Here is a 25,768-nt window from a genome sequence, read left to right as displayed (position 1 = left end):
CGAATATGGGACAGCTAGATGGTAAACGCGTACTTCTAACCGGCGGGCTAGGCACGCTCGGGCAGGCGCAGGCGAGAAAGTTAGCAGGTGAGGGGGCTGAGATTGTAATTCTTGACCGCCCAGACAGCGAGAACGCAGCGGCGCGTTGTGCAGAACTTGGTGCGAATGTCTCGTTTCTTGGCTGTGACCTCAACGATCTTGAGGCGGCAAAAGCAACGGTACAGGCCGAGGTAGAGAAAAGCGGTGGTTTTGATGTCTTGATCAACAACGCTGCTCTTATCATCAACCGACCTTTCGAAGAATTTTCGCTTGAGGAATACGAGGATCAGATCCGCGTGAATTCAAGCGCGGCGTTTGCACTTGTTGGCGTATGCGCGCCCGCAATGAAGGAAAAAGGATGGGGTAAGATCATCAACTTTACTTCGGTGACGCTGAAGGGGATTTTGGATGGTTATGTGCCGTATGTCGCTTCCAAGGGCGCGATGCTTGGCCTGACCAAGTCACTTGCGCGCGAACTCGGGCCATTTGGCATCTGTGTGAACGCTGTTGCTCCTGGCGCAATTGTTTCGGATGCCGAAGCGCGTGTTTTTGGCCACAAAGCCGAGGAATACAGCCAATGGGTTCTGGACCAGCAGTGCCTGAAAACGCGGATAGAAGCGCCTGCTGTTGCGAACCTTGTAGCCTTCCTTGCTTCGCAACAGTCAGACGCGATTACTGGTCAAAATATTGGCATTGATGGCGGGTGGTAAGTCTTGGAGTTTGTCACGTTAGAAAACAAAACCACCAAGCTGGTTATCGCACCTGAACTTGGGGGCGGCATCGCCTCGTTCAATGCGAAGACAAGCGCGGGCGCAATGCCCGTGCTGAGGCCCTTGGCGGATGGCGCGCGGGAGCCTTTCGATCTCGCGTCAAACATTCTTGTGCCGTTTTCGAACCGAATATCAAATGGCGGATTTGAGTTTGATGGCAGATTTTGGGAGCTAGAGCCGAACCTTAAAGGGCAGGCCTTTCCAATCCACGGCGATGGCTTTCAGAAGCCTTGGGCCGTTCAGTCAACGAGTGATCTAAGTGCGGAGCTAAAGCTTCAGAACGGAGAAATCGGGCCATTCCGCTATAGCGCGAGAGCGGGGTTTGAACTTGAAGACCGAATGCTAACCCATTGGATTGAGGTCACGAATAACGGACCGAGATTGCCGTTTGGCGGTGGTTTCCATCCATGGTTTCCGCGACGAGCAGATACAACGCTTCAGTTCAATGCCGAAACTGTTTGGCTTGAGGATGAGCAACACTTGCCAGTTGAAGAAGTCCCGCTCTCACAGGCAACGGATTTCGACTATGCGGCTTCACGAGCATTGCCCAAGGGCTTGATTAATGCAGCGTTTACAGGCTGGCAAAGAGTTGCACAAATCTGTCAGCCGTCGCTTGGGCTTGATATCTGGGTAACGGCAAATTCTTCGCTAGATACTGCGCTGGTATTTTCGCCAAATGATCAATCAGACTTCTTCTGTTTCGAGCCTGTAAGCCATGCGGTTGATGCTCATAATCAGCGAGGGAAACCCGGTTTGGCGGTTTTAGAAACGGGTGAAACCATGCGGCTTGCGATGAAAATTGCATGGGTTGAACATGGGCGATTGCCAGACTTCACGCAGTTGATAAGCGACTTTTAGAGTTGTTTGAATACGCCCGAAGCTCGCGAGCTTCGGGCGTAAATATTTGAAATAAAGCAACTTTAACTTTCATCCCAAGCGGGGCGTGTCACGCCTCTGCTTTGTTTTGTCTTAGTCACAACTTAGCGAAACGGCTTTTTTGCAGTTTTTGTTGACTCTTTTCCAATTTGCAATACTAGTTACCTACTAGTTGGTAATATATGGGAGGAAGACATGCTTAATAAGATTCTGAAAGCAACGATATCTGCCACGATTATGGCAGCCGCTGTTCCATCATTCGCAGACACATGGAAACCAGATCGTCCGATTAACATCATTGTGCCGTGGTCGGCTGGAGGATCGACTGATCAGGTTACACGTGTTGTTGCGCCAATCCTTTCGGAGGAGCTTGGAGTGGCCGTTGTTGTTGTGAACCAGCCGGGAGCATCTGGTTCTGTTGGCACAAAGACAGCGCTTGAAGCGCCGCGTGATGGCTACACTTGGACTGCTAACGCCATCGCGAACAATGCGACATATGCGGTTACTGGTTTGCTTGAGGATACGTCGATCGAAGACTACGCCGTATATCTTCACGTTGCGAACGCACCACTTGTGAGCGTTAACCCGTCGTCTCCATATGAGGACTTCGGCCAATTGCTCGAAGCTATGCGTGGTGAGGATGTGACTGTGGGTACTGCGGGCGTGAACTCGTCGGGTGGTATGGCGCTTGCAGCGATCAAAGAAGCCGCTGGCGGCGAATTTGGTGCTCGTATGGTAACATATGACGGTGGTAACCCAGCGGTGATTGCTGCGGTGTCCGGCGAAGTTGTTGCAACAACGCAGTTGGCAGTTGAGCAAACTGAGATGGCCAAAGCTGGTCAGTTGCGCCCGCTTGCTGTTTTGTCTGATAGCGAGTTGGTTGTCGAAGGCCTTGATCCCGTGCCGCCGATTACGAAGTGGCTTCCAGAGATGGATATCGCTCCGGATTACTTCGGTGTGTTCATTCCGGTTGGTGCGCCAGATGAGGTTTATGAAACAGTTTCCGAAATCTGGGAGCGTCGGATCATGAATTCGCCCGAGCTTCAGGAATATGCTTCTAGCCGTGGTGCGGTGTTTGCGCCAAGCCATGGTCAGGAAGCGATCGACCGTTCCATGCCAGTTGTCATCGCCGAGGCTTGTGCCCGTGTGGATCGCGGCGAAGCCGTTGTCGATCCATCCGAATTTGGCATCAGCTGCGAATAATTCGGCTATACTCTGAACAATGGTGGCGGCGCGCAAATTGCGCCGCCACTCCACAAAACAGGGGAACGCTTCCAAATGCTACGCATGAAGACCGCAGATGTGGTTACCGGCCTTGTACTTTGCATACTCGGCATAGCGATGGTGATCGGCGGATACACGATGGACAGGCTCGAAATAAGGAGCATTCATCCGGCAAGTATTCCAGGCTTGGTACCAATGATACTTGGCGTTCTGTTGGCAATTTGCGGGGCGTTGCTGACGTTCACGAGCCTCAACAAAAGCTACAAATTCGATATTGATGTTGATGACCCCAAAATGCTGTTCACGGCGCTGGGGCTTTGTCTCGGTTTTGCGTTGGTGTTGCTCGGATGGATTCCATTTGCAATTGCAACGTTCATTTTCATCACTCTTGCGTCTTATTTCTTTAGAGAAAGCCGCGGCGAGACCACGAAAGACAAGGCGCTTACCTTTGCGAAGTCTATTGCGTTCGCCGCGATTATGTCTGCGGCAATTTCTGCCTTGTTCCGTTACGCGTTTCTGGTGCGGCTGCCATGATGACTGTTTTAGATAGCTTGGCTCAGGCCTTTGCGAACATCACACAGCCGATGATGCTGTTTCATGTGGTTTGGGCCACGTTGCTTGGGATTTTCGTTGGAAGCTTGCCCGGCCTGACGGCGACAATGGGCGTAGCACTTCTGACCACGCTGACATACGGCATGGGGCGGGATCCAGCGATCTTGGTTCTGATCTGTATGTATGTAGGCGCGATTTATGGCGGCTCTCGCAGCGCAATTCTGTTGAACATTCCCGGCACCCCCGCAAGTGCGGCGACCTCGCTTGATGGCTATCCGTTGGCAAAAGCAGGGAAGGCCGCAAAGGCCATGGCGCTTGCAACCACAGGCTCCGCGCTCGGCACCTTTGTTGGTATTGTGATGCTTATGCTGATTGCGCCGCCTCTGGCGTCCATTGCGCTCAAGTTTGGCTCTTACGAGTTTTTCTGGCTTGCGGTATTTGGCATCATGATTTCCGGACAGCTGACTGCGGACGGAAATGTACTGAAAGGTTACATCGCAGGCCTTCTCGGGCTCTCTATTGCGATGATCGGGTCGGAGGGCATCCACGCCTATGTGCGGTTTGATTTCGGTATTCGCGAAATGTCTGGTGGAATCGGCCTTATACCTGTGATGGTTGGCGTATTCGGGTTTGCTGAAGTCCTAACGGCGATATCATCGCGCCGCGGCGTTGTTGAGCGCTCGCCCGAAAGGTCAGGTCGCAGCCTGCCCAAGCTGGCAGAAGTCGTGAAGCACCGTGTTACTATTATTCGCTCGGGTATTATCGGAACATTTATCGGCATCATTCCCGGTGTGGGCGAAGATATCGGTGCTTGGGCGTCTTATGCAGCCGCGCGTTCGCGGAGCAAGGAGCGTGATAAATACGGCAAAGGGTCTCAAGAGGGTCTGATTGCTGCGGAAACCGGCAATAGCGCCGTTGTTCCTGGCTCGCTCATTCCTGCAATTACCTTAGCTGTTCCGGGGTCTGCGGCATCCGCTGTTCTGATTGCGGCTCTGTTCATTCACGGTATCCGACCGGGCCCCATGATTATGATCGAGCAGCCCGATTTCATCTATTCAATTGCCGTGATGCTATTGTTTGCGACCTTTGCGATCTTTGTTTTCGGCGTAACGCTGACACCGCTTTTCGTTGCAGTTCTCAAGATCCCGTATTCCTACTTGATGCCCGTAGTTTTCACTCTCTGTGTGATTGGGCCATACGCAATCAGCCAAAGACTCTTTGATGTCTGGGTTATGGCTGTGTTTGGTGTTATTGGCTTTATCTTGAGAAAGATGAATTATCCGATGCCGCCACTGGTATTGGGAATTATTCTTGGGGCCTTGTTGGATAAAAGCCTGCGCCGCGGACTGATCTTGAGCGATGGTGATCTTACGCCGTTCTTTACCCGTCCGATATCGGCGATTTTTGTGGCGATTATCCTCTTTGGGGTTCTGAGCGGAATTCCCGCAGTGCGAAGATTGGTGACGGGCAAAACTAAGGGGACCGCCACGCGTGAACAGTAAACCGGCAAACGAAACCGTTCAGAAACGCAAACCACGCGATGCAGCGGGGTCGAAAAAATCGATCCTAACAGCAGCTTTACGCGAGTTTTCCGAAGAGGGGTTTTCTGGCGCCCGTGTTGACCGGATTGCCAAGCGAGCCGGCGTGAGCAAGCCGCTCATCTATGAATACTTCGGCGATAAGAACGCGGTCTATGCAGCCGCCTTGCGTGAAGCCTACATTCGTATTCGTCAGGGCGAAAACACGCTTGATATGGATGCGATGGAGCCAGAGGCCGCCGTTGATGCCCTCGTTAGATTCACGGTTCGCCACTATCGCGAGAATCCGTGGTTTATTTCCATGCTGAATACAGAAAACCTGCATGGCGGGAGCACGATCAAACAGATTGATGGTCTTTCCGAGATCCAGTCCGGCCTAATCAGTAAGCTCGGCGATGTGCTCGCACGTGGTGAAAAGGCGGGATTGTTCCGAACTGGTGTTGTTCCGGCGGACTTTTATATCACGATTGCCTCGCTGTGTTATTTTCCGATTTCCAACAAACACACGTTGGAAAAGGTCTTTGAGCTGACAATCGATGAGGAGTGGCTCACCCGACATACCGATGAAATTTCTCGAATGGTTTTGGCATATTTAGCCAAGCGCTAGGAGCAATTTGTGCGACTGTCCTATTGCAATGAAACACTCGCCCAAGAGGGCATGTCGTTTCCAGAGCAATGCGCGACACTCGCAAGCCTTGGCTATACAGGTATCGAAATCGCGCCAGGGTCGCTCGCTGAAAACCCGCTGGAAGTGACCGTTCGAGATGCTGAAGTTTTGCGGGAACAAGCAAGTGCCGCGGGCTTGGAAATAATAGGATTTCACTGGCTTTTGTCTGCGCTTGAACATCTTTCGATAACAGACCCGAGCAAGCATTCAGAGACAGTCGCCGCGATCACTCATCTTATTGATCTCAACGCCGCCTGTGGTGGGGATGTGCTGATACACGGCTCGCCAAAACAACGTGAAATTGGAGTGGTAGGGGCCACGAAAGCGCGCAGAAATGCGGTTGAGGTATTCAAACGTGTTGCGGAGCACGCAGGTGCAAAAGGCGCAACATACTGCGTAGAGCCGCTCGACCCCTCGCAAACAGTCTTCATCAACACTGTCGAGGAAGCGGTTGAGATCGTTGACAAAGTCGGCCATCCGAATTTTCGTACGATGATTGATACAAGTTCGTCGGGTGTAGCAGAGAGTATATCCGTTGCGGAGCTCATTAAACTTTGGGTAGGAACAGGTTACATCGGGCATATCCATCTGAATGATACTAATAGGGGCGTTCCTGGAGCAGGCAGTGATCCGTTCGATGAAATTCTGGCGGCCATACAAACAAGTGAGTGGAGAGGGCATCTTTCCGTAGAGCCCTTCGTGCTTTCGGGAACCGCAACAGAAACTGCGCGCCTCGCAATAAAAACACTCCGCGAAATAATGGAGCCGAGCGGCGGCCAATGTGCCCCCTGATTTCAGCAGGTGATTCCCAACTTTGCGCGAGAATTTCGAAGTTGGGAGCGTTAGAAGCGTTTATTAAGTGACTGAAGTTAAGGGGAAATGGGTCGTTTTAGAATTGTCTTGTCAATTATATTACTGACTAGTAGGTAAGTATAGGGTTTGCAGAAGGGAAGCATCATGAAAAAAGTCGGAATCATCATGCACGGCGTCACCGGTCGAATGGGGATGAACCAACATCTTATTCGTTCGGTTTTGGCAATCAGGGCACAGGGCGGATTGGCGCTTTCGGACGGAACGGTATTGATGCCCGATCCAATTATTGTCGGTCGGAACGAAGCCAAAATCGCGGCACTTGCCGCCAAGCACGATGTGGAGCGATATACTACTGATCTGGATGCTGCTCTTGCCGACCCATACAACGAGATTTTCTTTGATGCGGCCTCGACCCAGCTTCGCCCGGGTTTGCTGCGCAAAGCAATTGATGCGGGCAAGCACGTCTATTGTGAGAAGCCAGTTTCAGAAGGGCTGGAGGAAGCCGTAGAGATCGCGCGCTACGCAAAAGAGAAGGGCGTCAAGAACGGCATCGTTCACGACAAGCTTGACCTCCCTGGGTTGGTAAAGCTCAAGCGTCTAAGAGATAGCGGGTTCTTTGGTGAAATCCTGTCTGTGAAGGGGGAGTTTGGCTATTGGGTGTTTGAGGGCGACTGGATGCCAGCGCAACGCCCAAGCTGGAACTACCGTGTCGAAGATGGCGGCGGCATGGTGTCTGACATGTTGTGTCACTGGCGCTATGTGCTGGACAATGTGATCGCACCAGTAAAATCCGTAAGCTGTACAACGGCGACCCATATTCCACAGCGCGTTGACGAAAACGGCAAGACCTACAAATGCACCGCTGATGATGCTGCCTATGCGACCTTCATGCTCGAGGGTGACATTGTCGCGCATATCAACTCTAGCTGGTGTACCCGCGTGCGCCGCGATGATTTGGTGACCTTTCAGGTTGATGGAACTTTGGGGTCTGCGGTTGCAGGGCTGCATTCCTGTTATAGCCAGCATCGCGTGAATACACCGAAGCCGGTCTGGAATCCCGATGAGCCGAATACGCTCGACTTTTATGAGAACTGGGAAGAGGTGCCTGACAACGCCGTTCTGGATAATGGTTTCAAGGTTCAGTGGGAGCAATTCCTGCGCCATGTCTTTGATGGTGGCGAATGGAGCTATGATCTGGCCGAAGGTGCTAAAGGCGTGCAGCTCGCCGAAGCTGGCTATCAGAGCGCCAAAGAGCGCCGCTGGATTGACCTGCCGGCGTTGGACATCTGAGGGAGGAGTCTGGCATGACAATCGTTAACCTACCTACGGAAAACCGCACGATTGAGCCATTCAAGATCGATACTGGCATTGATCCCCAATCGGTTGCGCCGATTACGGGCGGAAGTCGCGTTGCTTTTGCTGCGGCGCATGTGGTTGTTGATCCGTTCGCTGATGTATCGCCAATGATCGAAGGCGCTGTTGACTGGGACAAAACACTCGCATTTCGTGAGCATATCTGGAGCCTTGGTTTTGGTGTCGCCGAGGCTATGGATACGGCGCAACGCGGTATGGGTATGGACTGGCCGACGTCTCTGGAACTAATTCAGCGGAGCGTGAAGCTCGCGAAATCCGGCGGCCATCTGATTGCGTGCGGGGCAGGTACAGATCATCTGGAGCCTTCAGATGCGATTACGATTGATGACGTGATTGCAGCCTATGAAATGCAATGCGAAGCGGTCGAAGCTGCTGGCGGACAAGTGATTTTGATGGCGTCACGTGCATTGGCCAAGGCTGCGCGCTCACCTGATGATTACAAACGGGTCTACACTCGTATTCTTTCCGGACTTCAACAGCCGGCAATCCTTCATTGGCTGGGCGATATGTTTGATCCGGCGCTTGCGGGATATTGGGGCTCTGACGATCTAATGGCCGCAATGGAAACATGCCTTGAAGTGATCGAAACGAATGCAGCAAGGGTTGACGGAATAAAGGTTTCTCTTTTGTCAGCGGAGAAAGAGATCGTGATGCGCCGCCGCCTTCCTGAAGGGGTGCGGATGTATACGGGCGATGATTTCAACTATCCGGACCTCATTGCAGGCGATGAACAGGGATATAGCCACGCACTCCTCGGGATTTTTGACCCGATCGCCGCGGTTGCGGCAAAGGCTCTGAACGCGTTGGAAGTAGGGAATACAGACGATTATAGCGCAATATTTGCGCCAACTGTTCCGCTCTCGCGCCATATCTTCAAAGCGCCGACGCGGTTCTACAAAACCGGAGTGGTTTTCCTTGCCTATTTGAATGGGCATCAGGATCACTTTACGATGCTCGGTGGTCAGCAATCGGGGCGTTCTGCTTTGCATTTCGCGGATATTATCCGACTGGGGAATGTCGCAGGAATGTTCCCTGATCCGGAGATGTCTGCCACGCGAGCAGCGCGCGTCTTCGCGACGATGGGTATTGAGCCATGAGACGTGTTACGCCTGATCTGATGTCGCTCAACACGGCGACGGTTAAGCAGCAGTGGAACCTTGAGCAGTGCATCGAGGGGTGCGCACGCCACGGAGTTGGGGGGATTGCGCCTTGGCGGGATGTCCTTCACGAGATGGGCGTCAGCAAGGCGGCAAAGCACATTCTCGATGCAGGTTTGCAGGTATCCGGACTTTGCCGCGGAGGGTGGTTTACAGCCGAAGGCGCACTAACCCCAGCAGTGATCGACGATAACAAGCGTGCCGTTGATGAAGCTGTTGAACTGGGTTCGGCGTGCCTTGTGATGGTTGTTGGCGGGCTCGCGGACGGATCCAAAGATATTGATGGTGCGCGCGCGATCGTTGAGGAAGGGCTTGCCAAAACTTTGGACTATGCGCGCTCTGTTGGCATGCCAATCGCGATTGAGCCGCTCCATCCAATGTATGCAGCCGACCGTGCTTGCGTGAACACGCTTCGCCAAACACTTGATATTTGCGATAAACTTGGCGAGGGCATTGGCGCGGCGGTGGATGTCTACCATGTCTGGTGGGACCCAGAGATTCAGGAGCAAATCAAACGCGCTGGCAAGGAGCGCCTCTATGCCTTCCACGTTTGTGATTGGCTGCTTGAAACCAAAGATATGCTGACGGATCGTGGCATGATGGGCGATGGTGTAATTGACATTCCTGCTTTGCGTAAAGGTGTTGAGGCACAGGGCTTTGACGGTCTCGTTGAGGTTGAAATTTTCTCAGCCACCAATTGGTGGAAGCGTGATCCTGACGAAGTCATGCAGGTGCTGATCGAGCGCGGCGCAACGGCCTGCTGAAGGTTTAAATCAGTTCTGAATTTGCGCGTTCCCTAGCTGTGAAATGCGCGAATTAACCCAACGATTTTACTAAGAAAATGGTGTTTCTAAACGTTTTTGTGGGCTGCCCTCAGTCAACTGTAAATCGTGAACAACCACGCGTTGATTTTTAAACAGAACGGGTGCTAAGGTCGGGTATAGATTTTAGACTGGGGGCTATACCTATGTCAGATGTTGACACGAAAAGTGATTCAAGCGCCGCCGTATCCAAAAAAGACGAGCGCACGGCCTTTATTTTTCTTGCTGTGTTTCTAGCGCCTATTTTGGCCGTCGCGATTGTTGGTGGATACGGGTTTATGATCTGGATGAGCCAGATTATCAGCGGCCCTCCAACCGGTTAATGCAATGAGCCTGTCGCGAACAGAAACCGTCGGACGGCGGGGCTTTCTGACCGGACGGGGCGAAGCGCAGCTTCGGCCACCATGGGCAACCGAAGAAAGTATCCGCGAGAGTTGCACAAGTTGTGGGGCTTGTATTTCTGCGTGCCCCGAAGCGATCCTTATTGAGGGGCCAGCAAAGACGCCAACCGTCGATTTCTCGGAGAATGCCTGTACGTTTTGCAGGAAATGCGCGGATGCTTGTGAGGAGGGCGTGTTTGGCGATAACTCTGAAGCGCCTTGGAACCTCATCGCAACGATCCAGAACTCCTGCATGCTCAATATAGGGGTGAGCTGTCAAATTTGCTCTGATGCTTGCATGGATGATGCGTTGCGTTTCTCCTATCTTCCGCCACCTAGCGGGAAAATTGAAATTAACACAGAGGCCTGTACAGGATGCGGCGCCTGTATTTCCGTATGCCCCAATGGGGCCATCGAGTTGCGCAAAGCACCGCAAGGAGAAAGTGATGCCTGACGTTGTACATATTTCGAGCCTGCTGCTGCGGGCTGATCCGGCCAAACTTCCGAGCGTGCTGGAGGATGTGGCAGGTGTGCCGAACGCAGAGGTGCCCATGTCGGATGAAAACGGCAAAATCATCGTCACGCTTGAAACCGACTCTGAATCAGAGATCGTTGAATCCCTAACCAAATTACAACTCATCGATGGCGTATACAGCGCGTCATTGGTGTATCACCAAATGGATTAACCCAAAAATTCTTCGCAATTAGCGAGCCACGAACGCATAGCGAGCGACAAAGGAGAACGAACATGACCGGAATGACGAGGCGAGATGTTATCAAAGCTCAAGCGGTAGCGGCTGCTGCTGCGGCGGCGGGTATGCCCCTTTCGGCAACGGCGCAAAATCTGGTGACGGATGCTGATCTGACTCAGTTGAAGTGGTCAAAGGCGGCGTGTCGTTTCTGCGGAACCGGCTGTTCGATCATGGTTGCAACCAAAGCAGGTCGCGTTGTGGCAACGCACGGCGATGCCGAAGCTGAGGTAAACCGAGGCTTGAACTGTGTGAAAGGGTACTTCCTTTCCAAGATCATGTACGGCCAAGACCGTTTGACCACTCCTCTCCTGCGTAAGAGCAACGGCGTTTATGATAAGAACGGTGACTTCGAGCCAGTGTCTTGGGACGAAGCCTTCGACATTATGGCCGAGAAATGGAAAAAGACGCTCGCCGAAAAAGGCCCGAAAGGGATCGGAATGTTTGGCTCTGGCCAGTGGACTGTCTGGGAAGGATATGCCGCTGCTAAGTTGATGAAAGCTGGCTTCCTTTCGAACAACATCGATCCAAACGCGCGCCACTGTATGGCCAGCGCGGTTGTTGGCTTTATGCGGACCTTCGGGATTGATGAGCCGATGGGCTGCTATGACGATTTCGAGAATGCCGATGCCTTCGTGCTTTGGGGGTCAAACATGGCCGAGATGCACCCGATCCTCTGGACTCGCATCGCAGATCGCCGCTTTAGCCATCCAGGCACCGAAGTTGCCGTGCTATCCACATTCAAGCACCGCAGCTTTGACCTTGCCGATATTCCGGCAATCTTCACGCCGCAAACTGATCTGGTGATCCTGAACTATATCGCCAACTACATTATTCAGAATGACGCGGTGAACAAAGAGTTCGTCGAGAAACACGTGAACTTCAAGAAAGGTGCTCAAGACATCGGTTATGGCCTTCGGGACGATAATCCGCTCCAAATGGAAGCGGAAAACCCGAACTCGGGCGCTGCCGATCCGATTTCCTTCGAGGAATTCGCCGAGTTTGTTGCTCCATATACGCTTGAAATGGCGGCTGAAATGTCTGGGGTCTCTGAGGAAACGCTCGAGAGGCTGGCGAAAATCTATGCCGATCCCGACCGCAAAGTCATGTCGCTCTGGACAATGGGCGTGAACCAACACACCCGCGGTGTTTGGGTCAACAACATGATCTATAACCTGCACCTGCTTACCGGTAAAATCTCCACCCCGGGCAACTCGCCGTTCTCGCTGACGGGCCAGCCTTCAGCGTGCGGTACGGCGCGCGAAGTCGGTACATTCTCACACCGCTTGCCAGCAGACATGGTCGTGGCGAATCCGGAGCACCGCGCCAAGGCAGAGAAGATCTGGAAACTGCCCGAAGGTACAATTCCTGATTGGAATGGTGCGCATGCGGTTCAGCAAAACCGACAGCTCAAAGACGGCGCGATCAATTGTTATTGGGTTCAGGTGAACAACAATATGCAGGCCGCACCGAATATGATGCAAGAAGGCCTGCCCGGATATCGCAACCCTGACAACTTCATTGTTGTTTCGGACGCTTACCCGACCGTGACCGCCGAAGCTGCTGACTTGATCCTGCCTGCCGCGATGTGGGTCGAGAAAGAAGGCGCATACGGCAATGCCGAGCGGCGCACCCAGTTCTGGCACCAGCTTGTGGATGCGCCTGGTGACTCCCGCTCTGACCTCTGGCAACTCGCAGAATTCTCCAAGCGGTTCACAACCGACGAGGTCTGGCCAGCCGAGCTCCTTGAAGCAAACCCTGATTATAAGGGAAAAACGCTTTATGAGGTTCTCTTCACCAATGGTCAGGTCGATGCCTTCCCGCTCGAAGAGACGTCTGAAGAATACGCGAACCAAGAAGCCAATGATTTTGGCTTTTACATCCAAAAAGGCCTGTTCGAAGAATATGCCCAGTTTGGTCGTGGTAAGGCCCATGATCTGGCTGACTTTGATACCTACCACGAGGTGCGCGGTCTAAGATGGCCAGTTGTTGATGGTAAGGAAACCAAGTGGCGCTTCAAAGAGGGCTCCGACCCTTATGCCAAAGAGGGCAGCGGTTGGGATTTCTACGGTCACAAAGACGGCAAAGCTGTTGTCTTCGCGCTTCCCTATGAAGCTCCGCCGGAAATGCCGGACGAGAGTTTCCCATTCTGGCTCTGCACCGGCCGTGTTCTGGAACATTGGCATTCAGGCTCTATGACACAGCGGGTCGAAGAGCTTCACAAAGCTATTCCTGATGCGCTTTGTTATATGCATCCGGATGACGCCGCTGAATTGAACGTTCGGCGTGGATCAGCGGTTAAGGTGTCATCGCGACGGGGTGAAATTGCACTGCGCGTTGAAACACGTGGCCGCAACCAGCCTCCGCGCGGATTGATTTTTGTGCCGTGGTTTGATGCATCCAAGCTCATCAACAAAGTGACGCTTGATGCGACAGACCCTCTCTCGAAACAGACTGACTTTAAGAAATGTGCGGTCAAAATCGAAGCATTGGAGGCGTAATCATGAAACTTTTGTCAAAAACGATTGTTGCCTCTGCTCTGGTCGTCGCCATGATCGGCGGCGCGGTGGCGCAGGAATCCGTTGCAACGCTACGGAGCGGTGTCGCATTGGATGAGAACGCCAAACCGCCGCAAATCCCCGCAATGACCAACAATGATCTGCGTCAGGTTCGGAACTATCCCGAACAACCGCCGCTCATTCCGCATAAGATTGAAGGCTACCAAATCGACATCAACGCGAACAAATGTCTTCAGTGTCATAGCCGCTCGGCAATCGGTGAAAGTCAGGCGCCGATGATTTCGATCACGCACTTCATGAACCGTGACAACCAGTTCCTCGCTTCGGTCACTCCGCGCCGCTACTTCTGTACACAATGCCACGTGCCGCAGCTTGAAACCGATCCACTGGTCGAGAACACATTTGTCGATGTGGATCAGGTTCTTGAGTACGTCGCTGGTCAGCAGAAGGAAGAGAAGTGATGCTTTCTTTCATTAAGCGAGTCTGGGCGACCATTCGCCGACCGAGCGTCCACTACAGCCTTGGCTTTCTGACGATTGGCGGCTTCGTAATGGGCGTTATCTTCTGGGGTGGTTTCAACACCGCCTTGGAAGTGACCAACACCGAAAAGTTCTGTGTGAGCTGCCACGAGATGCGCGATAACGTCTTTCAGGAACTAAAGCCGACAATCCACTACACCAACCGTTCCGGAGTTCGTGCGACGTGCCCAGATTGTCACGTGCCGCATGATTGGACCAATAAGATCGCTCGAAAAATGCAGGCCTCGAAAGAAGTCTGGGGCAAGATTTTCGGGACAATCAACACACGCGAAAAGTTTCTGGAGCATCGGCTAAAGTTGGCGCAAAACGAATGGGCGCGACTTGAGGCAAACAACTCCCTTGAGTGCCGAAATTGTCATTCTCCAGACTCTATGGACATCACGCGGCAAAGTAAGCGCGCAGCTGAAGCCCATGAGCGCTTCCTCTTCACTGGAGAGAAGACGTGCATCAACTGTCACAAGGGCATCGCGCACGAGCTTCCTGATATGGGGCAGGCGGGGCTTACGCTCCCGCACTCCAAGCCTTCCGGCGAGATCGAGAGCTATCTAAAGACCGCTCAGAAGAACTAGGGCAGGTTGAGTTTAGAAAGTTGAGGGCAGGCCGTGAGCCTGCCCTTTTCTATTTTGGGCCGTCGGTCAATCGGTGTCGCCCAATCCCAACGGAAGATCACGGTAATGTCCCGCGATTTGGCGAAGGTCTTTGGCGTGGATATCCTGCTCTTGCCACGCCTTTGAAGCAACGCCGAGAATGCGTGGCACGAGCATCGGCCAGAGTTGGCTGTCCTCTGTCGTAAATTCGGACCAGAACTCGCCCTGAACACCAATAATGCGATCCTTAAGGTCGACTTCTGGCACGGGCTCCCAGTTGATGGTGTCGTCGAGGGAGACATATGCCGCCCAGTTCGCGCCCCAATCGTCTGTGCTTTTGCTCCATGCCATATCAAGATAGACGTGCTGCGCTGGCGCCATGACAACGTCATATCCTGCGCGCGCAGCTTCGAGCCCTGGGCCTTGGCCGGTCCAAGTGAATAGGATGGCGTTGTTTCCAATCCCGCCGTTCTTGCCCTGCGCGGCTTCTTCCCAAGCGGCTGGGCGCTGGCCGTTTCGAACAACGACCTGCGCGAGTTTTTCCATCATCCAGCCTTGCAGGTCCTGGGTGGTTTCAAGGCCGTGTTCCGCCATCAGCGCGCGTGCCTTTGGCGAGCCCATCCATGTGTCTTTCGGAAGCTCATCACAGCCTAGATGCAAATGGCCGAATGGAAACAGTTCTCCCACTTCCTTTGCAATCGCCTCAACGATCTCCCACGTCTTTGGCATTGCTGGGTTAAGCACATTGCCTTTGTATCCCTGTACGCTTGTTTCCGCGCCATTGTCGGCGGGGTCACGCACTTCTGGATAAACATGGGCAATCGCCAAGGCATGCGCGGGGCACTCGATTTCGGGCATGACCTCAATGTTAAGCGCCGCTGCATGCGCTATGATTTTCTGCGCGTCGGGTTTTGAGTAACTGCCGCCGCTTTCTGGGCCACCCGCGAACAGCGCGGGCATCAAATGTCCTTCTCCACGCGTTTCGGTTTGCTGCCAAAGCTCGGGCAGACAGTCGATCTGAAGCCGGAATGCTTCGTCATCGGCGAAATGCCAGTGGAAACGGTTCATTTTCAGCAATGCCATCAGGTCGAGCAAATCGAGGATGGTTTGCGGCTCGTAAAAGTGGCGCGCGGTATCAAGATGCTGCCCGCGCCATGTAAACCGCGGAGTGTCTGTTACTGTGCCGCACGGTAGGGTGCCATTATGCATATTTACCAACGTCAGCAAGGTTATGCCCGCATAGAAGCGCCCACCGTAAGAGGAACTGAATACGGTTATTCTGTCCGCAGATATTTCGAGGCGATAGGCGTCCGTCGCCATGTTTTCCTCGACAAACTCTACTTGGTGGCCCGCCTTATCAGCGAACCCGCCAAAACCTCGTCGGACCGCGAGATCGTGAACCGCAGCAAACGCGGGATCGTTTGACGCAAATCTTGTGGCGCTGATTGTGTCGTTCGCAGGCTCAAACGAAGTTGGCTGCGGGACGATACGCAAGCCGTCGAACGGCTCTGTTTTGCCTAGGTGATCCGTGTTGACGCCTGCTTCTGTCGGTGGAAGCTCTAGAACCTCGCCATCTACCCGCAAATAGGGGCCAAGCGGCATCCATGCGCGGTTTGCTGGAATAAACTCGCCGTCATATTTGATTGTGACGCTATGCGGTTCGCCCGCGCGTAGGTTCGGTAGGGCAACTTCAGTATAGCTTCCAACTGTTTTGAGGGTCATCCCTCCATCAACAGCAAGCATGGGGCCCATACCAGAGAAGCAAAAAGTTGGGGTGTTGAGGTCGCGATCGGCTGTGATGACGCAGAGCATCACCTCACCGTCGATACGGCAGCTATAGTTCATTTAGTCGGCTCCGAGTTCGGAAATAAAGTCGTAGATGTCAGAGCGGTAAAGTCCGCTGGTGAATTCAATGGGACGACGCGAGGCGAGGTATCCTGTGCGCTCGATCCTCAATACCGCCGAACCCTCAGGCAGGCGGAGCAGTTCGGCGTCTTCGCCGCTAACATTTACCGCCGTAACGCGCTGGATCGCACGCACCGGCGCCTGACCACGTTCGCGCAGCACCTTATAGAGAGAGACCTTTACACGCTCGGGAAACGGCAGAATATCTTGTGGTAGGGACGAGCTTTCAAGCGCCATTGGGGTTTCGCCTGCAGAACGTAGTCGGCGAACCCGCGCGACCTTGTCCGTTCCGGAAAGGCCAAGTGTAACCATTTCATCTGGATTCGGCGTAAACAAACCTGCGGCAAGAATTTCGCTGCTCGACGTTTTTCCGCGCGCCGACATATTCTCTGTAAAAGAGATCAGCGTTGAGAGCGACTGTTTTAGCTTTTTTGATTCTTTGCGCACATAGGAGCCCGCTCCCTGACGCTGTTCAACCAACCCATCGGCGACAAGTTGAGCAACAGCCTTCCTTATAGTGACCCGACTCACGCCCGCGATTTCCGCCATTTCCCGTTCAGGAAGGAGCCGCTCATCAGCACTGATTTCGCCGGATTGGATCAACTCGCTGATGTGGCGCTGAAGCTGTTGATATCTTGGTCCGCCGCCCTGTTTAAACCAAGCGTCGGGCGCGTATATTTTAGAAAGCTCAGACATGGCGGCTCGCCTTATTGGTATTGTTTTCGACATACCAATTTGCATTTATTTTGCAATTGGAATTAACTCATTCTATCAAAATTCCCCTTAAAAACAAGAGTTTTGTGACCATTTTTGAATTTGGTATTATTTTGTAGGCAAGTGGCTTTTCTTTGGTATCATTATTCAACACCTCTGATTCGTCGGAGGGCTGCACCAAGGAGGGGAACTTGTCAGACGTAACGCAAAGCATCAAAGGCGGAGTGAAGCACGGAACTGCTCGTAGGAACATTCTTCCGGAGGGCGTGTTTGCCTGGATGCTGGTAGGCCCTGCGATGCTCTTTATCGGAGTCATTGTGGCGTGGCCGCTGGCCGAAACGATCCGGCTGTCCTTCATGGAGGCGGGCCTCGGTGGTGAAAAATATGTGGGCCTCGCAAACTACGAAGATTTGGTGAGCAGCCGTAAATTCCACCAGACCATCGTACGCACATTCTATTGGATGTTCCTGTCGGTCGCGCTCAAACTTATTCTCGGACTTATTGGCGCAACGCTTCTTAACGCGGCCATTCCGGGGCGGGCTCTGTTCCGCGTGTTGATTATGCCGCCTTGGGTTATTCCGATTGCGATTGGCTGTATCGGTTGGCTGTGGCTCTATAACGGTTACTTCGGCATCCTTTCCGGTGTAGCGCAGAAACTTGGCATCGTTGATGGACCGTTTGAGTTCCTCGCCTACAAAACATCCGCTTTCTATTCCGCGATTGTAACCGACGTTTGGGTCGGGGTGCCGATGGTGACGCTTTTCTTCCTCGCTGCGATGCAGGGTGTGAGCCGCGATCTGTACGAGGCCGCATGGGTTGACGGGGCAGGGCGCTGGTATCGTTTCCGTCGCATCACAATCCCGCAAATCATGCCGGTGATTGTGTCTATGTCGCTCCTGTCTGCGATCTTTACCTTCAACAGCTTCGAGATCATCTGGATCTTGACCGAAGGCGGCCCCCGCGGCGCGACAACAACGCTGATCGTTGACACATACAAAACAGCAATCGGTAACTACAAATTCGGCGAAGGCTCTGCACGTGCGGTCATTATCGTGATCCTGCTGGGACTGTTCTCGCTCGCCTACCTGTTCTTCCTGAACAAAGTGAACAAAAAATACGGAGCGAAATAAGATGATGGACCGTTACACAAAACTGCAAATGGCCGGCATCTACTTCTGCGTGGCAATCTTCTTGATTTTTATGCTGCTGCCGTTCTTCGAAATGTTCATGGCGTCGCTGCGTCCACTGGAGCACCTGTTCCGCAGCCCTTATCAATTCTGGTCAACAGACTTTAGCTTTGATGCCTATTCCAAAATGTGGGAAACGGTTCCGCTTCTCGGGCGGTACATCTTCAACTCGATCTTCATCGCTTTCTCGGTGACGGCCATTACGATGGTGTTTGTGGTGCCAGCGGCCTATGCCTATGCGCGACTGAAGTTCCCCTTCAAGAACGCCTCTCTCGCGATCTTTCTGGGCGTGAACATGTTTACAGGCGCCGTTCTTCTGATCCCGCTCTATCGTGTTCTGCGCAGCATGGGTCTGCTCAACACATATTGGGCGATGATTGTTCCTGGCGTTGCGTTCCTGATCCCGACTGGCATCTGGTTGCTGCGCTCCTATCTTGAGAAAATTCCACTTGAGCTTGAAGAGGCCGCTTTTGTGGATGGCGCATCGCGGATGTATACGCTGCGCCGGGTTGTGCTGCCGCTTGCGGTGCCGGGCCTGATCGTTGTTGGCGTGGCCGTGTTCATCGGTGCCTATGCCCAGCAATTCCTCTTCGCAATCACATTCAACCAGACGCGCGAACTGCAACCGCTGCCTGCGGGTCTGTATGAATTCATCGGCTACCAGTCGGTGACCTGGAACGAGATGATGGCTGCGGCCTTGGTAGGTGTTCTGCCGGTCATGGTGATCTTCCTGTTCCTTCAAAAATACCTCGTGGCCGGTCTGACGGCTGGTGCGGTCAAAGAATAATTCAACCAAGGGAGAAAATGGTATGAAACCTATGAAAATAACACTCGGAGCGCTGCTGCTGTCCGGTACAGCGATGTCGGCGATGGCCGATGACACAGAGCTGCACTTCATCATGTGCGGCGGCGAAGTTCGCGAAGCGGACCAAGCTGTTGTGGACCAGTTCATCGCCGATCATGATGGCGTTACTGTAAACCTCGAAGCTGTGCCATGGGGCACATGCCAAGACAAATCGCTCACACTTGCTGCTGCGGGTGATCCCCCCTCGATCGCTTACATGGGTTCGCGCACCTTGCGCCAGCTTGCCAACAACGATCTGATCGTTCCGGCAAACATCGACCCAGAAACACCATATCAGCCTGGCGTTCTGAACACCGTAACAATCGAAGGCACAGCATGGGGCTACCCACACGCGTTTTCGACAAAAGGTCTGTATCTGAACTGTGACCTGATCGAAGCTTCTGGTCAGGCATGTGAAGCACCAGCAACATGGGACGACATGTATGCACTGGCCAAAGGCGTTGTTGACAACACTGACGCTGCGGGCGTTGGCCTTGCCGGTAAAGACTTTGACAACACAATGCACCAGTTTCTCAACTACCTCTATTCCAACGGTGGTGTAGTTGTTGATGCGGCAACAGGTGAAAACAAGCTCGACAGCAAAGAGACACGTGAAACGCTCGAGTTCTACGGCAAGCTTGTTGAGGTTGCTCAAGACGGTCCAACCGCTTGGGAGCGCGACCAGCTTCGCGACCTCTTCAACGATGGCAAAATCGCCATGTACGTCAGCGGCCCATGGGGCTATGGCCAGCACAAAGAAGAGATCAACCAGAAGGTTGTTCCTGTTCCTGCGGGTCCATCCGGCGAGAGCGGCTCTATCTTGATCACAGACTCGATTGTTGTGTTCAAAGGGTCCGGCCACGAAGATCTGGCACATGAGCTTGCGCAACGTATCACATCGGGTGACAGCCAGTATGACCTCGACAGCTCTTGGGGCCTTACACCGATCCTCGACTATGCAGCACTCGGCAAAACAGATCTCTACTACGAAGATGGTATCTGGCCTGTGTTCACAGGTTCGATTTCCACAGGTGGCCCAGAGCCACTCGTAGAAGACTTCAAATCGCTTCAGTCCGTGTTCACAAACATGGTTCAGGGCATCATCCTTCAGGATGACAGCGTTGATAACCTTGTGACAATCGCTGGCGAAGAGCTCGACGAAGCTCTCTAAAGCTCCCTCTCGGGTGGGCGGCTTCGGTTGCCCACCCAACCTTAAATTCCCTCTCTTATCAAAGGATGCCCGTACCATGGCGACGCTTGATCTGAACTCAATCAGTAAATCTTTTGGAACGGCCAAGGTTCTGCACGATATCAGCCTCGCAATCGAGGATAAGGAATTCGTCGTGTTCGTCGGACCGTCCGGTTGTGGTAAATCAACGTTGCTACGCATTATTGCGGGTCTCGAAGAGGCGACAGAGGGCAAAATCCTTATTGGCGGCAATGACGTAAGCGACGCACATCCAGTGGATCGTGGTATCTCCATGGTGTTCCAGTCCTACGCGCTCTATCCGCATCTTTCCGTTTACGAAAATATCGCCTTTCCGCTTCGGGTTCAGAAGATGGAAAAAGGCGAGCTTGACCAGCGTGTGAAACGCGCGGCCGAAATCCTCCAGCTTACTGATAAGCTTGATCTGAAGCCTGGCCAGCTTTCCGGCGGTCAGCGCCAACGTGTGGCCATTGGCCGTTCGATTGTGCGCAACCCCAAGGTTTTCCTGTTCGACGAACCGCTTTCCAACCTCGATGCAGCCCTGCGTGGCGATATGCGCGTCGAGTTGAGCCAGCTACACCGCGACCTTGACGCAACTATGGTTTACGTGACCCACGATCAGGTCGAGGCGATGACCATGGCCGACCGTATTGTTGTTCTTAATGGTGGGCGCGTTGAGCAATTCGGCACACCGATGGAGCTCTATCACCATCCGGCGACCAAATTCGTGGCGGGCTTTATCGGTCAGCCGAACATGAACTTTATCCCATCCACCGTCATCGACACCGCCAACGGGCTCAGTGTGGAACTCAAGGGCGGACACAAAATGGTGCTGCCTGTTGATACAACCACTGTAAGCAAAGGCGACATCGTTGAAGTTGGTGTGCGTCCTGAGGATGTAACGATCGGCACGACTGGTGTGGAAGTTGAGGTGCGTGTACTTGAGCGCCTCGGTGGCGCGTCTATTTCATATGGCTCGATTGGCGGTGATACACGCTTCTGTGCCTCTTTGCCGGGCGATGTTCGCGTAAAAGAAGGCGGCTCCGTAACGCTTGAGATCAAGCCTGAAGATTGCCACGTATTTGACGCCAACGGCTACGTATTGCGCCGTCAGGCCGCTCCGGAGTTGGTTGCATGAGAGTCGTAACAGCAGGCATTGGCCTTCGGGCCGGGCATGTGTTGTCGATCCTCAAGGAAACCATGCCAGAGGTAGAGTTCGTCGGGTTCTACGACCCACAGCCTACATATCTTTCGATGATCGGCGAGGATACTCCGCGCTTTGACGATGTGGCCAATATGCTGGCCGAAACCAAGCCGGATCTGTTCTTTGTTGGCTCGCCAAACAGCTTCCACCTAGAGCATATCAAGCTTGGTCTTGATGCTGGCGTTCGGATTTTTACCGAGAAGCCCGTGGTCACAACACGTGAAGAAACCATGGAGCTGGCCCAGCTTCTGTCCGAACATGGCACCGATCAAGTAATGGTTGGGCTTGTGCTCCGCTATTCGCAGCACATGGTCGATCTGCGCGCCGTTCTTGATGAGCTCGGCCCAATCACATCGCTTGAAGCCAACGAGCATATTGCTCCTTACCATGGCGCCTTTTTCATGCGTGACTGGCGGCGGATGATCGCGTGGTCGGGTGGGTTCATGCTGGAGAAATGCTGCCACGATCTTGATATCTACAACATGGTGACGCGCTCTCGCCCCAGCCGTGTTGCAAGCTTCGGCGGCAAGAAATCTTTTGTGCCGGAGTTTGCGCCGACGTCGAACACCGAAAACGAGATCATGCACCGCAAGAAATCTGTCTGGCAGAGCATTGACGACCCGTTCCATTCCGATGGCGATATCATCGATTATCAAACCGCCATACTTCATTATGAAACCGGTGCGAGCCTCGCGTTTCACACCAACCTCAATGTGCCTGACGAGCATCGCCGCTTCTGTGTGATGGGCGCGCTGGGCATGGCAGAGGGCGATTTTGTACGCGGGTATCTCAAGGCAACGGCGCGCGACGGAAGCATCATTTCCGAGCATGACTATACCAAGGGCGATCCCGCCAAAATGTCCGCGCACTACGGCGCAGACCACATGATGGTCTCCGACATTGCCGACTTCCTGCGCGGCGATAGCGAAACCTTGCCGGTTGGCGTGGTGGATGCGCTTGAAGCCGGACTTGCTGCCATGGCGCTGGACGAGTCGCGGATCACCGGAAAAATGGTCGACCTCACAGAGACGTGGGCCGAATTCGACAGTTGGGGACTAAGAAAATGACAACCGAAACTCTCGCCTCAGGCGCGCATATGGCCAAGGAAACCGCCGAGGCCCGTGATGTGTTTTGCAAGACAGCGCTTCAGTCCGCAGAAGTCTCTGCGCTCAAAGGCGCAAAGGCGATCTATACAATTGCACGCGGCTCTTCTGATGCAGCGGCCAATATCCTGAGCTATGAATTTATGCGCGAACTGCGTATCCCTATGACCTCGCTTCCACCTTCGGTGTTCTCGCTTGGTGCGGGTGTTGGCATGGACGGCAACGCGGTTTTGGTGATCTCGCAGTCTGGCGCGAGCGATGACCTTGTGTTGTCGACAAAAGGCGCGATTGCCAGTGGTGCTTCGGTTGTTGCGCTAACGAACCAACCGAACTCTGCTGTCGAAGCGGCTTCAGATGTGACCGTTCCGATTGGAGCAGGGGAAGAGCTTGCCGTTCCTGCAACGAAAACCGTGATTGGCTCGGTCGCGGCGGGAATGTCGATCCTCTCGGCGCTTTTGCCGGACTACGCCGCGCGTACCAAAGCTTCGGTCGAGGCGTTGCAATTGGCCCAAACAACCCATCCGCGCAATTCTGATCTGCGTGCTGCGCTGCTTCGGGCACAGAGCGTTTACGTGATTGGGCGAGATACGGGATTTGGCGCTGCTGTTGAGGTCGCGCTCAAACTCAAGGAATGCTGCGCGCTCCACGCGGAAGCCTATTCTTCCTCAGAGGTATTACACGGCCCGCTTCAGCTTGCGACCAACCCGCTAATGGTTCTCCTCCTTGATACAGGCCTTGAATCAACTCAAGAGAGCCTCGATCAGGCCGAAGAACGCTTCAAGGCTGTGGGATGCGACGTTCATCGCATTCGCCCAAGCGACGTTGGGGTTTCCGGCGTCACGCCTGCTGCCGCCGCCGCGCTTCTGCTGAATTTTATGTATACCGCAATTCACGAAACCGCACTTGCATTGGGTCTCAATCCTGATACCCCCTCCACATTGAAAAAAGTGACACAAACCAAATGACTTCTCCGACCAAATCCCTCGAAAAATGGGCGACATGGCAGGAAATTCACCGCCAGCCCGAAATCTGGAAAAGCTGGGGCCAAACGCTTGATGTTGCGGGGCTGCGCGAATGGATCGCGGGCCTTGGAATAGAGGAAGTCTGGTTTTGCGGCGCGGGAACAAGCGCCTATATCGGTGATATTGTTGTTGCGGGACTTGAAGGGAAAGACCTTGGTTTGCGGTTCCGCTCGGTGCCGACAACCGACCTTGTCAGTCGCCCACAAGCCTATCTGAATGGGGCCAACCCGCTTGTGGTGAGCTTTGGCCGTTCCGGAAATAGCACGGAAACCATTGGTACGCTTGATGCCCTCGACGGGCTCGCACCAGAGGCACCACGGCTTCACATCACTTGCAACAAAAAGAGCGCCCTTGCCACGCGAGACAGCAAAGGACCGCTCAAGGTCATCGTTCTTCCCGATGAAACCCATGATGCCGGTTTTGCCATGACGAGCAGCTTCTCGACCATGCTGTTCACATCACTCGCGCTCTTTGATGCACCAGCGGATGTTTCCGCTCGGCTCAACGATCTTGGTGACCAGTTGGCGGAATTGCTGCCTGCATTTGCCAAAGTTCCGCCGCGCCCAGAGCGCGTTGTTTATGTGGGCTCTGGCTCTCTTGCCTTTGCCGCGCGTGAAGCTGCGCTCAAGGTTATGGAGCTATCCGCCGGAGACATTCCCGCTCTCTGGGACAGTAGCCTCGGGTTCCGCCACGGGCCGAAGTCCTTTGTAACTGACGGCACGCTTATTAACGTTTTTGTCAGCCCCGAAGAGCCAGCTCGGTCTTATGATCTTGATCTTGTTTCAGAGTTGCGGGTCCAGTTCCCCAACGCGACAGTTCAGGCTATCGGTGCAGGTGCAGAATGCGATATCAAAATGCCATACGGCGCCGTATGGTCGGCGCCGATTTGCGTTGCATCCTCGCAGATCGCGGGTGTTCTCTGGGCTGAAGATCTTGGTCTAAACGTTGATGACCCATTCACAGGTCGCGGCACACTTAGCCGCGTTGTTGAGGGCGTTAAACTCTATCCGGTGGCATCATGATCGCAGCAGGTATCGACCTTGGCGGCACAAAAATTGAGCTGCAACTGTTTGATAACGAATGGCAACTTGCCAGTCGCAAGCGGGTTGATACCCCACAGGATTACGATGCGCTCGTTGGCGCACTGGCGGATATCGTTCGCTGGGCTGACTCCGAAGCAGGAACCAGTATTCCGGTCGGGATTGGCGCCGCCGGATTGTTGAATCCCACGACAGAGCTCGCGCTTACCGCAAATCTTTGCGCAACGGGCAAGCCGCTTAAGTTGGATGTTGAAAAGGCCGTTGGCCGCGCAATTACCTATGTAAATGACTGCCGCGCCCTTGCTCTTTCGGAGGCTGTTTTCGGTGTCGGCAAAGACGCCGAAACTGTACTTGCCTTGATCCTTGGTACAGGTGTCGGTGGGGGCGTTTCCGTCAAAGGCAGCATTCTGTCCGGTCCCACGCGAACAGGTGGCGAGTTTGGCCATATGGCGTCACCGGCGCATTTGCTTCAAAAATACAACTTGCCTGCGGTTCAATGTGGCTGCGGGCGGGTCGGCTGTGTTGAAACCTATATTTCTGGTCGGGGCATGACACGCTTGGCCAAGGCGATCATGGGCGAAGACCTAAAGCCACCCCAGATCGTAGAGCGCAAAGAGACAGACGCCAAAGCGATGCAAGTCTGGGAAGTCTGGAGTGCGCTGACTGCGGAGCTTCTGTGCAATCTGACGCTCGCGATTGATCCCGATGTTATCATCCTTGGTGGTGGCCTCTCTAAAATCGAGGGGCTGACTGACGTCCTGCAAAGCCAGGCGCAAAAGGCGCAGCTCGGTGATTTTGGCATACCGCCGATCCGACTTGCCCAAGGTGGCGATGCAAGCGGTGCACGGGGCGCGGCCTATGCAGCCTATCAGGAGCAGAGCAATGGGTAGTCGGCGAGCTTGCCGAAGGGCAATCAATACATTTCTTGGTTCGGAGG

At 53.8% G+C, this 25,768-nt stretch carries 26 protein-coding genes; 24 read left to right on the top strand and 2 right to left on the bottom strand.

Annotated features, from left to right (window positions below; all coding sequences use genetic code 11):
* Positions 1–5: 5 nt before the first annotated feature.
* From N9C89_RS09615 to N9C89_RS09540, 16 genes are all read left to right on the top strand, one after another.
* Complete coding sequence (locus tag N9C89_RS09615) at positions 6–749, top strand: SDR family oxidoreductase (protein ID WP_263953663.1); 744 nt, start codon at positions 6–8, stop codon at positions 747–749.
* 3 nt (positions 750–752) lie between these two features.
* Positions 753–1,667 (top strand): aldose 1-epimerase, encoded by a 915-nt coding sequence (locus N9C89_RS09610; protein ID WP_263953662.1) that lies wholly within the window; start codon positions 753–755, stop codon positions 1,665–1,667.
* A 213-nt stretch (positions 1,668–1,880) separates the two neighbouring features.
* Positions 1,881–2,888, top strand: a complete 1,008-nt coding sequence (locus N9C89_RS09605; RefSeq protein WP_263953661.1) for a Bug family tripartite tricarboxylate transporter substrate binding protein — start codon at positions 1,881–1,883, stop codon at positions 2,886–2,888.
* A 75-nt stretch (positions 2,889–2,963) separates the two neighbouring features.
* On the top strand, positions 2,964–3,443 hold the full coding sequence (locus N9C89_RS09600) for a tripartite tricarboxylate transporter TctB family protein (protein ID WP_263953660.1): 480 nt from the start codon (positions 2,964–2,966) through the stop codon (positions 3,441–3,443).
* Positions 3,440–4,963 (top strand): tripartite tricarboxylate transporter permease, encoded by a 1,524-nt coding sequence (locus N9C89_RS09595; RefSeq protein ID WP_263953659.1) that lies wholly within the window; start codon positions 3,440–3,442, stop codon positions 4,961–4,963. Before N9C89_RS09600 ends, N9C89_RS09595 begins: the two co-directional genes overlap by 4 nt.
* Positions 4,953–5,606: a TetR/AcrR family transcriptional regulator gene (locus N9C89_RS09590; RefSeq protein WP_263953658.1), complete on the top strand. Its 654-nt coding sequence runs from the start codon at positions 4,953–4,955 to the stop codon at positions 5,604–5,606. The genes N9C89_RS09595 and N9C89_RS09590 overlap by 11 nt, the downstream gene beginning before the upstream one ends.
* A 9-nt stretch (positions 5,607–5,615) precedes the next feature.
* Positions 5,616–6,458 (top strand): sugar phosphate isomerase/epimerase family protein, encoded by an 843-nt coding sequence (locus N9C89_RS09585; protein WP_263953657.1) that lies wholly within the window; start codon positions 5,616–5,618, stop codon positions 6,456–6,458.
* A gap of 165 nt (positions 6,459–6,623) precedes the next feature.
* Positions 6,624–7,769 (top strand): Gfo/Idh/MocA family protein, encoded by a 1,146-nt coding sequence (locus N9C89_RS09580; protein WP_263953656.1) that lies wholly within the window; start codon positions 6,624–6,626, stop codon positions 7,767–7,769.
* Positions 7,770–7,783: 14 nt separating this feature from the next.
* Positions 7,784–8,950, top strand: a complete 1,167-nt coding sequence (locus N9C89_RS09575) for a dihydrodipicolinate synthase family protein (RefSeq protein WP_263953655.1) — start codon at positions 7,784–7,786, stop codon at positions 8,948–8,950.
* A complete protein-coding gene (locus tag N9C89_RS09570; RefSeq protein WP_263953654.1) occupies positions 8,947–9,774 on the top strand; it encodes a sugar phosphate isomerase/epimerase family protein in 828 nt (275 codons plus the stop codon). The genes N9C89_RS09575 and N9C89_RS09570 overlap by 4 nt, the downstream gene beginning before the upstream one ends.
* 203 nt (positions 9,775–9,977) lie before the next feature.
* Entirely contained in the window at positions 9,978–10,154 is a 177-nt protein-coding gene (gene napE / locus N9C89_RS09565; RefSeq protein ID WP_263953653.1) for a periplasmic nitrate reductase, NapE protein, read from the top strand.
* A gap of 4 nt (positions 10,155–10,158) precedes the next feature.
* Complete coding sequence (locus tag N9C89_RS09560) at positions 10,159–10,665, top strand: ferredoxin-type protein NapF (protein ID WP_263953652.1); 507 nt, start codon at positions 10,159–10,161, stop codon at positions 10,663–10,665.
* A complete protein-coding gene (locus tag N9C89_RS09555; RefSeq protein ID WP_263953651.1) occupies positions 10,658–10,897 on the top strand; it encodes a chaperone NapD in 240 nt (79 codons plus the stop codon). The genes N9C89_RS09560 and N9C89_RS09555 overlap by 8 nt, the downstream gene beginning before the upstream one ends.
* Before the next feature lie 62 nt (positions 10,898–10,959).
* Positions 10,960–13,461 carry a periplasmic nitrate reductase subunit alpha gene (gene napA, locus N9C89_RS09550; protein ID WP_263953650.1) on the top strand — a complete coding sequence of 834 codons (2,502 nt, stop codon included), beginning with the start codon at positions 10,960–10,962 and terminating at the stop codon, positions 13,459–13,461.
* A gap of 2 nt (positions 13,462–13,463) precedes the next feature.
* The gene (locus N9C89_RS09545) at positions 13,464–13,940 is read left to right on the top strand and encodes a nitrate reductase cytochrome c-type subunit (protein WP_263953649.1); all 477 of its coding nucleotides are present in this window, start codon (positions 13,464–13,466) and stop codon (positions 13,938–13,940) included.
* Complete coding sequence (locus N9C89_RS09540) at positions 13,940–14,587, top strand: cytochrome c3 family protein (protein WP_274653650.1); 648 nt, start codon at positions 13,940–13,942, stop codon at positions 14,585–14,587. Before N9C89_RS09545 ends, N9C89_RS09540 begins: the two co-directional genes overlap by 1 nt.
* A 66-nt stretch (positions 14,588–14,653) precedes the next feature.
* On the opposite strand, the gene N9C89_RS09535 is transcribed toward N9C89_RS09540, so the two are convergent.
* Positions 14,654–16,450, bottom strand: coding sequence for a beta-N-acetylhexosaminidase (locus tag N9C89_RS09535; RefSeq protein ID WP_263953648.1), 1,797 nt, complete (start codon positions 16,448–16,450; stop codon positions 14,654–14,656).
* On the bottom strand, positions 16,451–17,206 hold the full coding sequence (locus N9C89_RS09530) for a GntR family transcriptional regulator (RefSeq protein ID WP_263953647.1): 756 nt from the start codon (positions 17,204–17,206) through the stop codon (positions 16,451–16,453). It abuts the gene before it with no gap.
* Positions 17,207–17,415: 209 nt separating this feature from the next.
* Here N9C89_RS09530 and N9C89_RS09525 point away from each other — a divergent pair, with 209 nt between their 5' ends.
* From N9C89_RS09525 to N9C89_RS09490, 8 genes are all read left to right on the top strand, one after another.
* Entirely contained in the window at positions 17,416–18,354 is a 939-nt protein-coding gene (locus tag N9C89_RS09525) for a carbohydrate ABC transporter permease (RefSeq protein ID WP_263953646.1), read from the top strand.
* Between the two features lies 1 nt (position 18,355).
* Positions 18,356–19,198, top strand: coding sequence for a carbohydrate ABC transporter permease (locus tag N9C89_RS09520; RefSeq protein ID WP_263953645.1), 843 nt, complete (start codon positions 18,356–18,358; stop codon positions 19,196–19,198).
* Between the two features lie 22 nt (positions 19,199–19,220).
* Positions 19,221–20,426 carry an ABC transporter substrate-binding protein gene (locus N9C89_RS09515; protein ID WP_263953644.1) on the top strand — a complete coding sequence of 402 codons (1,206 nt, stop codon included), beginning with the start codon at positions 19,221–19,223 and terminating at the stop codon, positions 20,424–20,426.
* Between the two features lie 76 nt (positions 20,427–20,502).
* Positions 20,503–21,600, top strand: coding sequence for an ABC transporter ATP-binding protein (locus tag N9C89_RS09510; protein WP_263953643.1), 1,098 nt, complete (start codon positions 20,503–20,505; stop codon positions 21,598–21,600).
* Positions 21,597–22,733 (top strand): Gfo/Idh/MocA family protein, encoded by a 1,137-nt coding sequence (locus tag N9C89_RS09505; RefSeq protein WP_263953642.1) that lies wholly within the window; start codon positions 21,597–21,599, stop codon positions 22,731–22,733. The genes N9C89_RS09510 and N9C89_RS09505 overlap by 4 nt, the downstream gene beginning before the upstream one ends.
* Positions 22,730–23,734 carry an SIS domain-containing protein gene (locus tag N9C89_RS09500; protein ID WP_263953641.1) on the top strand — a complete coding sequence of 335 codons (1,005 nt, stop codon included), beginning with the start codon at positions 22,730–22,732 and terminating at the stop codon, positions 23,732–23,734. The genes N9C89_RS09505 and N9C89_RS09500 overlap by 4 nt, the downstream gene beginning before the upstream one ends.
* Positions 23,731–24,813, top strand: coding sequence for an SIS domain-containing protein (locus N9C89_RS09495; RefSeq protein WP_263953640.1), 1,083 nt, complete (start codon positions 23,731–23,733; stop codon positions 24,811–24,813). Before N9C89_RS09500 ends, N9C89_RS09495 begins: the two co-directional genes overlap by 4 nt.
* Positions 24,810–25,721, top strand: coding sequence for an ROK family protein (locus tag N9C89_RS09490; protein WP_263953639.1), 912 nt, complete (start codon positions 24,810–24,812; stop codon positions 25,719–25,721). The genes N9C89_RS09495 and N9C89_RS09490 overlap by 4 nt, the downstream gene beginning before the upstream one ends.
* The last annotated feature ends 47 nt before the right edge of the window (positions 25,722–25,768 follow it).

Origin of the sequence: Halocynthiibacter sp. SDUM655004, assembly GCF_026015885.1 — a bacterium.
In the GTDB taxonomy this organism is placed as follows: domain Bacteria; phylum Pseudomonadota; class Alphaproteobacteria; order Rhodobacterales; family Rhodobacteraceae; genus Falsihalocynthiibacter; species Falsihalocynthiibacter halioticoli.
Note: the sequence above shows the minus strand (reverse complement) of the source record. Positions and strands in the feature narration are given on the sequence as shown.

Coding starts and splice junctions, on each gene's coding strand:
- N9C89_RS09615 (WP_263953663.1), top strand. CDS start 6: ATGGGACAGCTAGATGGTAAACGCGTACTTCTAACCGGCGGGCTAGGC.
- N9C89_RS09605 (WP_263953661.1), top strand. CDS start 1,881: ATGCTTAATAAGATTCTGAAAGCAACGATATCTGCCACGATTATGGCA.
- N9C89_RS09600 (WP_263953660.1), top strand. CDS start 2,964: ATGCTACGCATGAAGACCGCAGATGTGGTTACCGGCCTTGTACTTTGC.
- N9C89_RS09595 (WP_263953659.1), top strand. CDS start 3,440: ATGATGACTGTTTTAGATAGCTTGGCTCAGGCCTTTGCGAACATCACA.
- N9C89_RS09580 (WP_263953656.1), top strand. CDS start 6,624: ATGAAAAAAGTCGGAATCATCATGCACGGCGTCACCGGTCGAATGGGG.
- N9C89_RS09575 (WP_263953655.1), top strand. CDS start 7,784: ATGACAATCGTTAACCTACCTACGGAAAACCGCACGATTGAGCCATTC.
- N9C89_RS09570 (WP_263953654.1), top strand. CDS start 8,947: ATGAGACGTGTTACGCCTGATCTGATGTCGCTCAACACGGCGACGGTT.
- napE (WP_263953653.1), top strand. CDS start 9,978: ATGTCAGATGTTGACACGAAAAGTGATTCAAGCGCCGCCGTATCCAAA.
- N9C89_RS09560 (WP_263953652.1), top strand. CDS start 10,159: ATGAGCCTGTCGCGAACAGAAACCGTCGGACGGCGGGGCTTTCTGACC.
- N9C89_RS09555 (WP_263953651.1), top strand. CDS start 10,658: ATGCCTGACGTTGTACATATTTCGAGCCTGCTGCTGCGGGCTGATCCG.
- napA (WP_263953650.1), top strand. CDS start 10,960: ATGACCGGAATGACGAGGCGAGATGTTATCAAAGCTCAAGCGGTAGCG.
- N9C89_RS09545 (WP_263953649.1), top strand. CDS start 13,464: ATGAAACTTTTGTCAAAAACGATTGTTGCCTCTGCTCTGGTCGTCGCC.
- N9C89_RS09540 (WP_274653650.1), top strand. CDS start 13,940: ATGCTTTCTTTCATTAAGCGAGTCTGGGCGACCATTCGCCGACCGAGC.
- N9C89_RS09535 (WP_263953648.1), bottom strand. CDS start 16,450: ATGAACTATAGCTGCCGTATCGACGGTGAGGTGATGCTCTGCGTCATC.
- N9C89_RS09530 (WP_263953647.1), bottom strand. CDS start 17,206: ATGTCTGAGCTTTCTAAAATATACGCGCCCGACGCTTGGTTTAAACAG.
- N9C89_RS09520 (WP_263953645.1), top strand. CDS start 18,356: ATGATGGACCGTTACACAAAACTGCAAATGGCCGGCATCTACTTCTGC.
- N9C89_RS09515 (WP_263953644.1), top strand. CDS start 19,221: ATGAAACCTATGAAAATAACACTCGGAGCGCTGCTGCTGTCCGGTACA.
- N9C89_RS09510 (WP_263953643.1), top strand. CDS start 20,503: ATGGCGACGCTTGATCTGAACTCAATCAGTAAATCTTTTGGAACGGCC.
- N9C89_RS09505 (WP_263953642.1), top strand. CDS start 21,597: ATGAGAGTCGTAACAGCAGGCATTGGCCTTCGGGCCGGGCATGTGTTG.
- N9C89_RS09500 (WP_263953641.1), top strand. CDS start 22,730: ATGACAACCGAAACTCTCGCCTCAGGCGCGCATATGGCCAAGGAAACC.
- N9C89_RS09495 (WP_263953640.1), top strand. CDS start 23,731: ATGACTTCTCCGACCAAATCCCTCGAAAAATGGGCGACATGGCAGGAA.
- N9C89_RS09490 (WP_263953639.1), top strand. CDS start 24,810: ATGATCGCAGCAGGTATCGACCTTGGCGGCACAAAAATTGAGCTGCAA.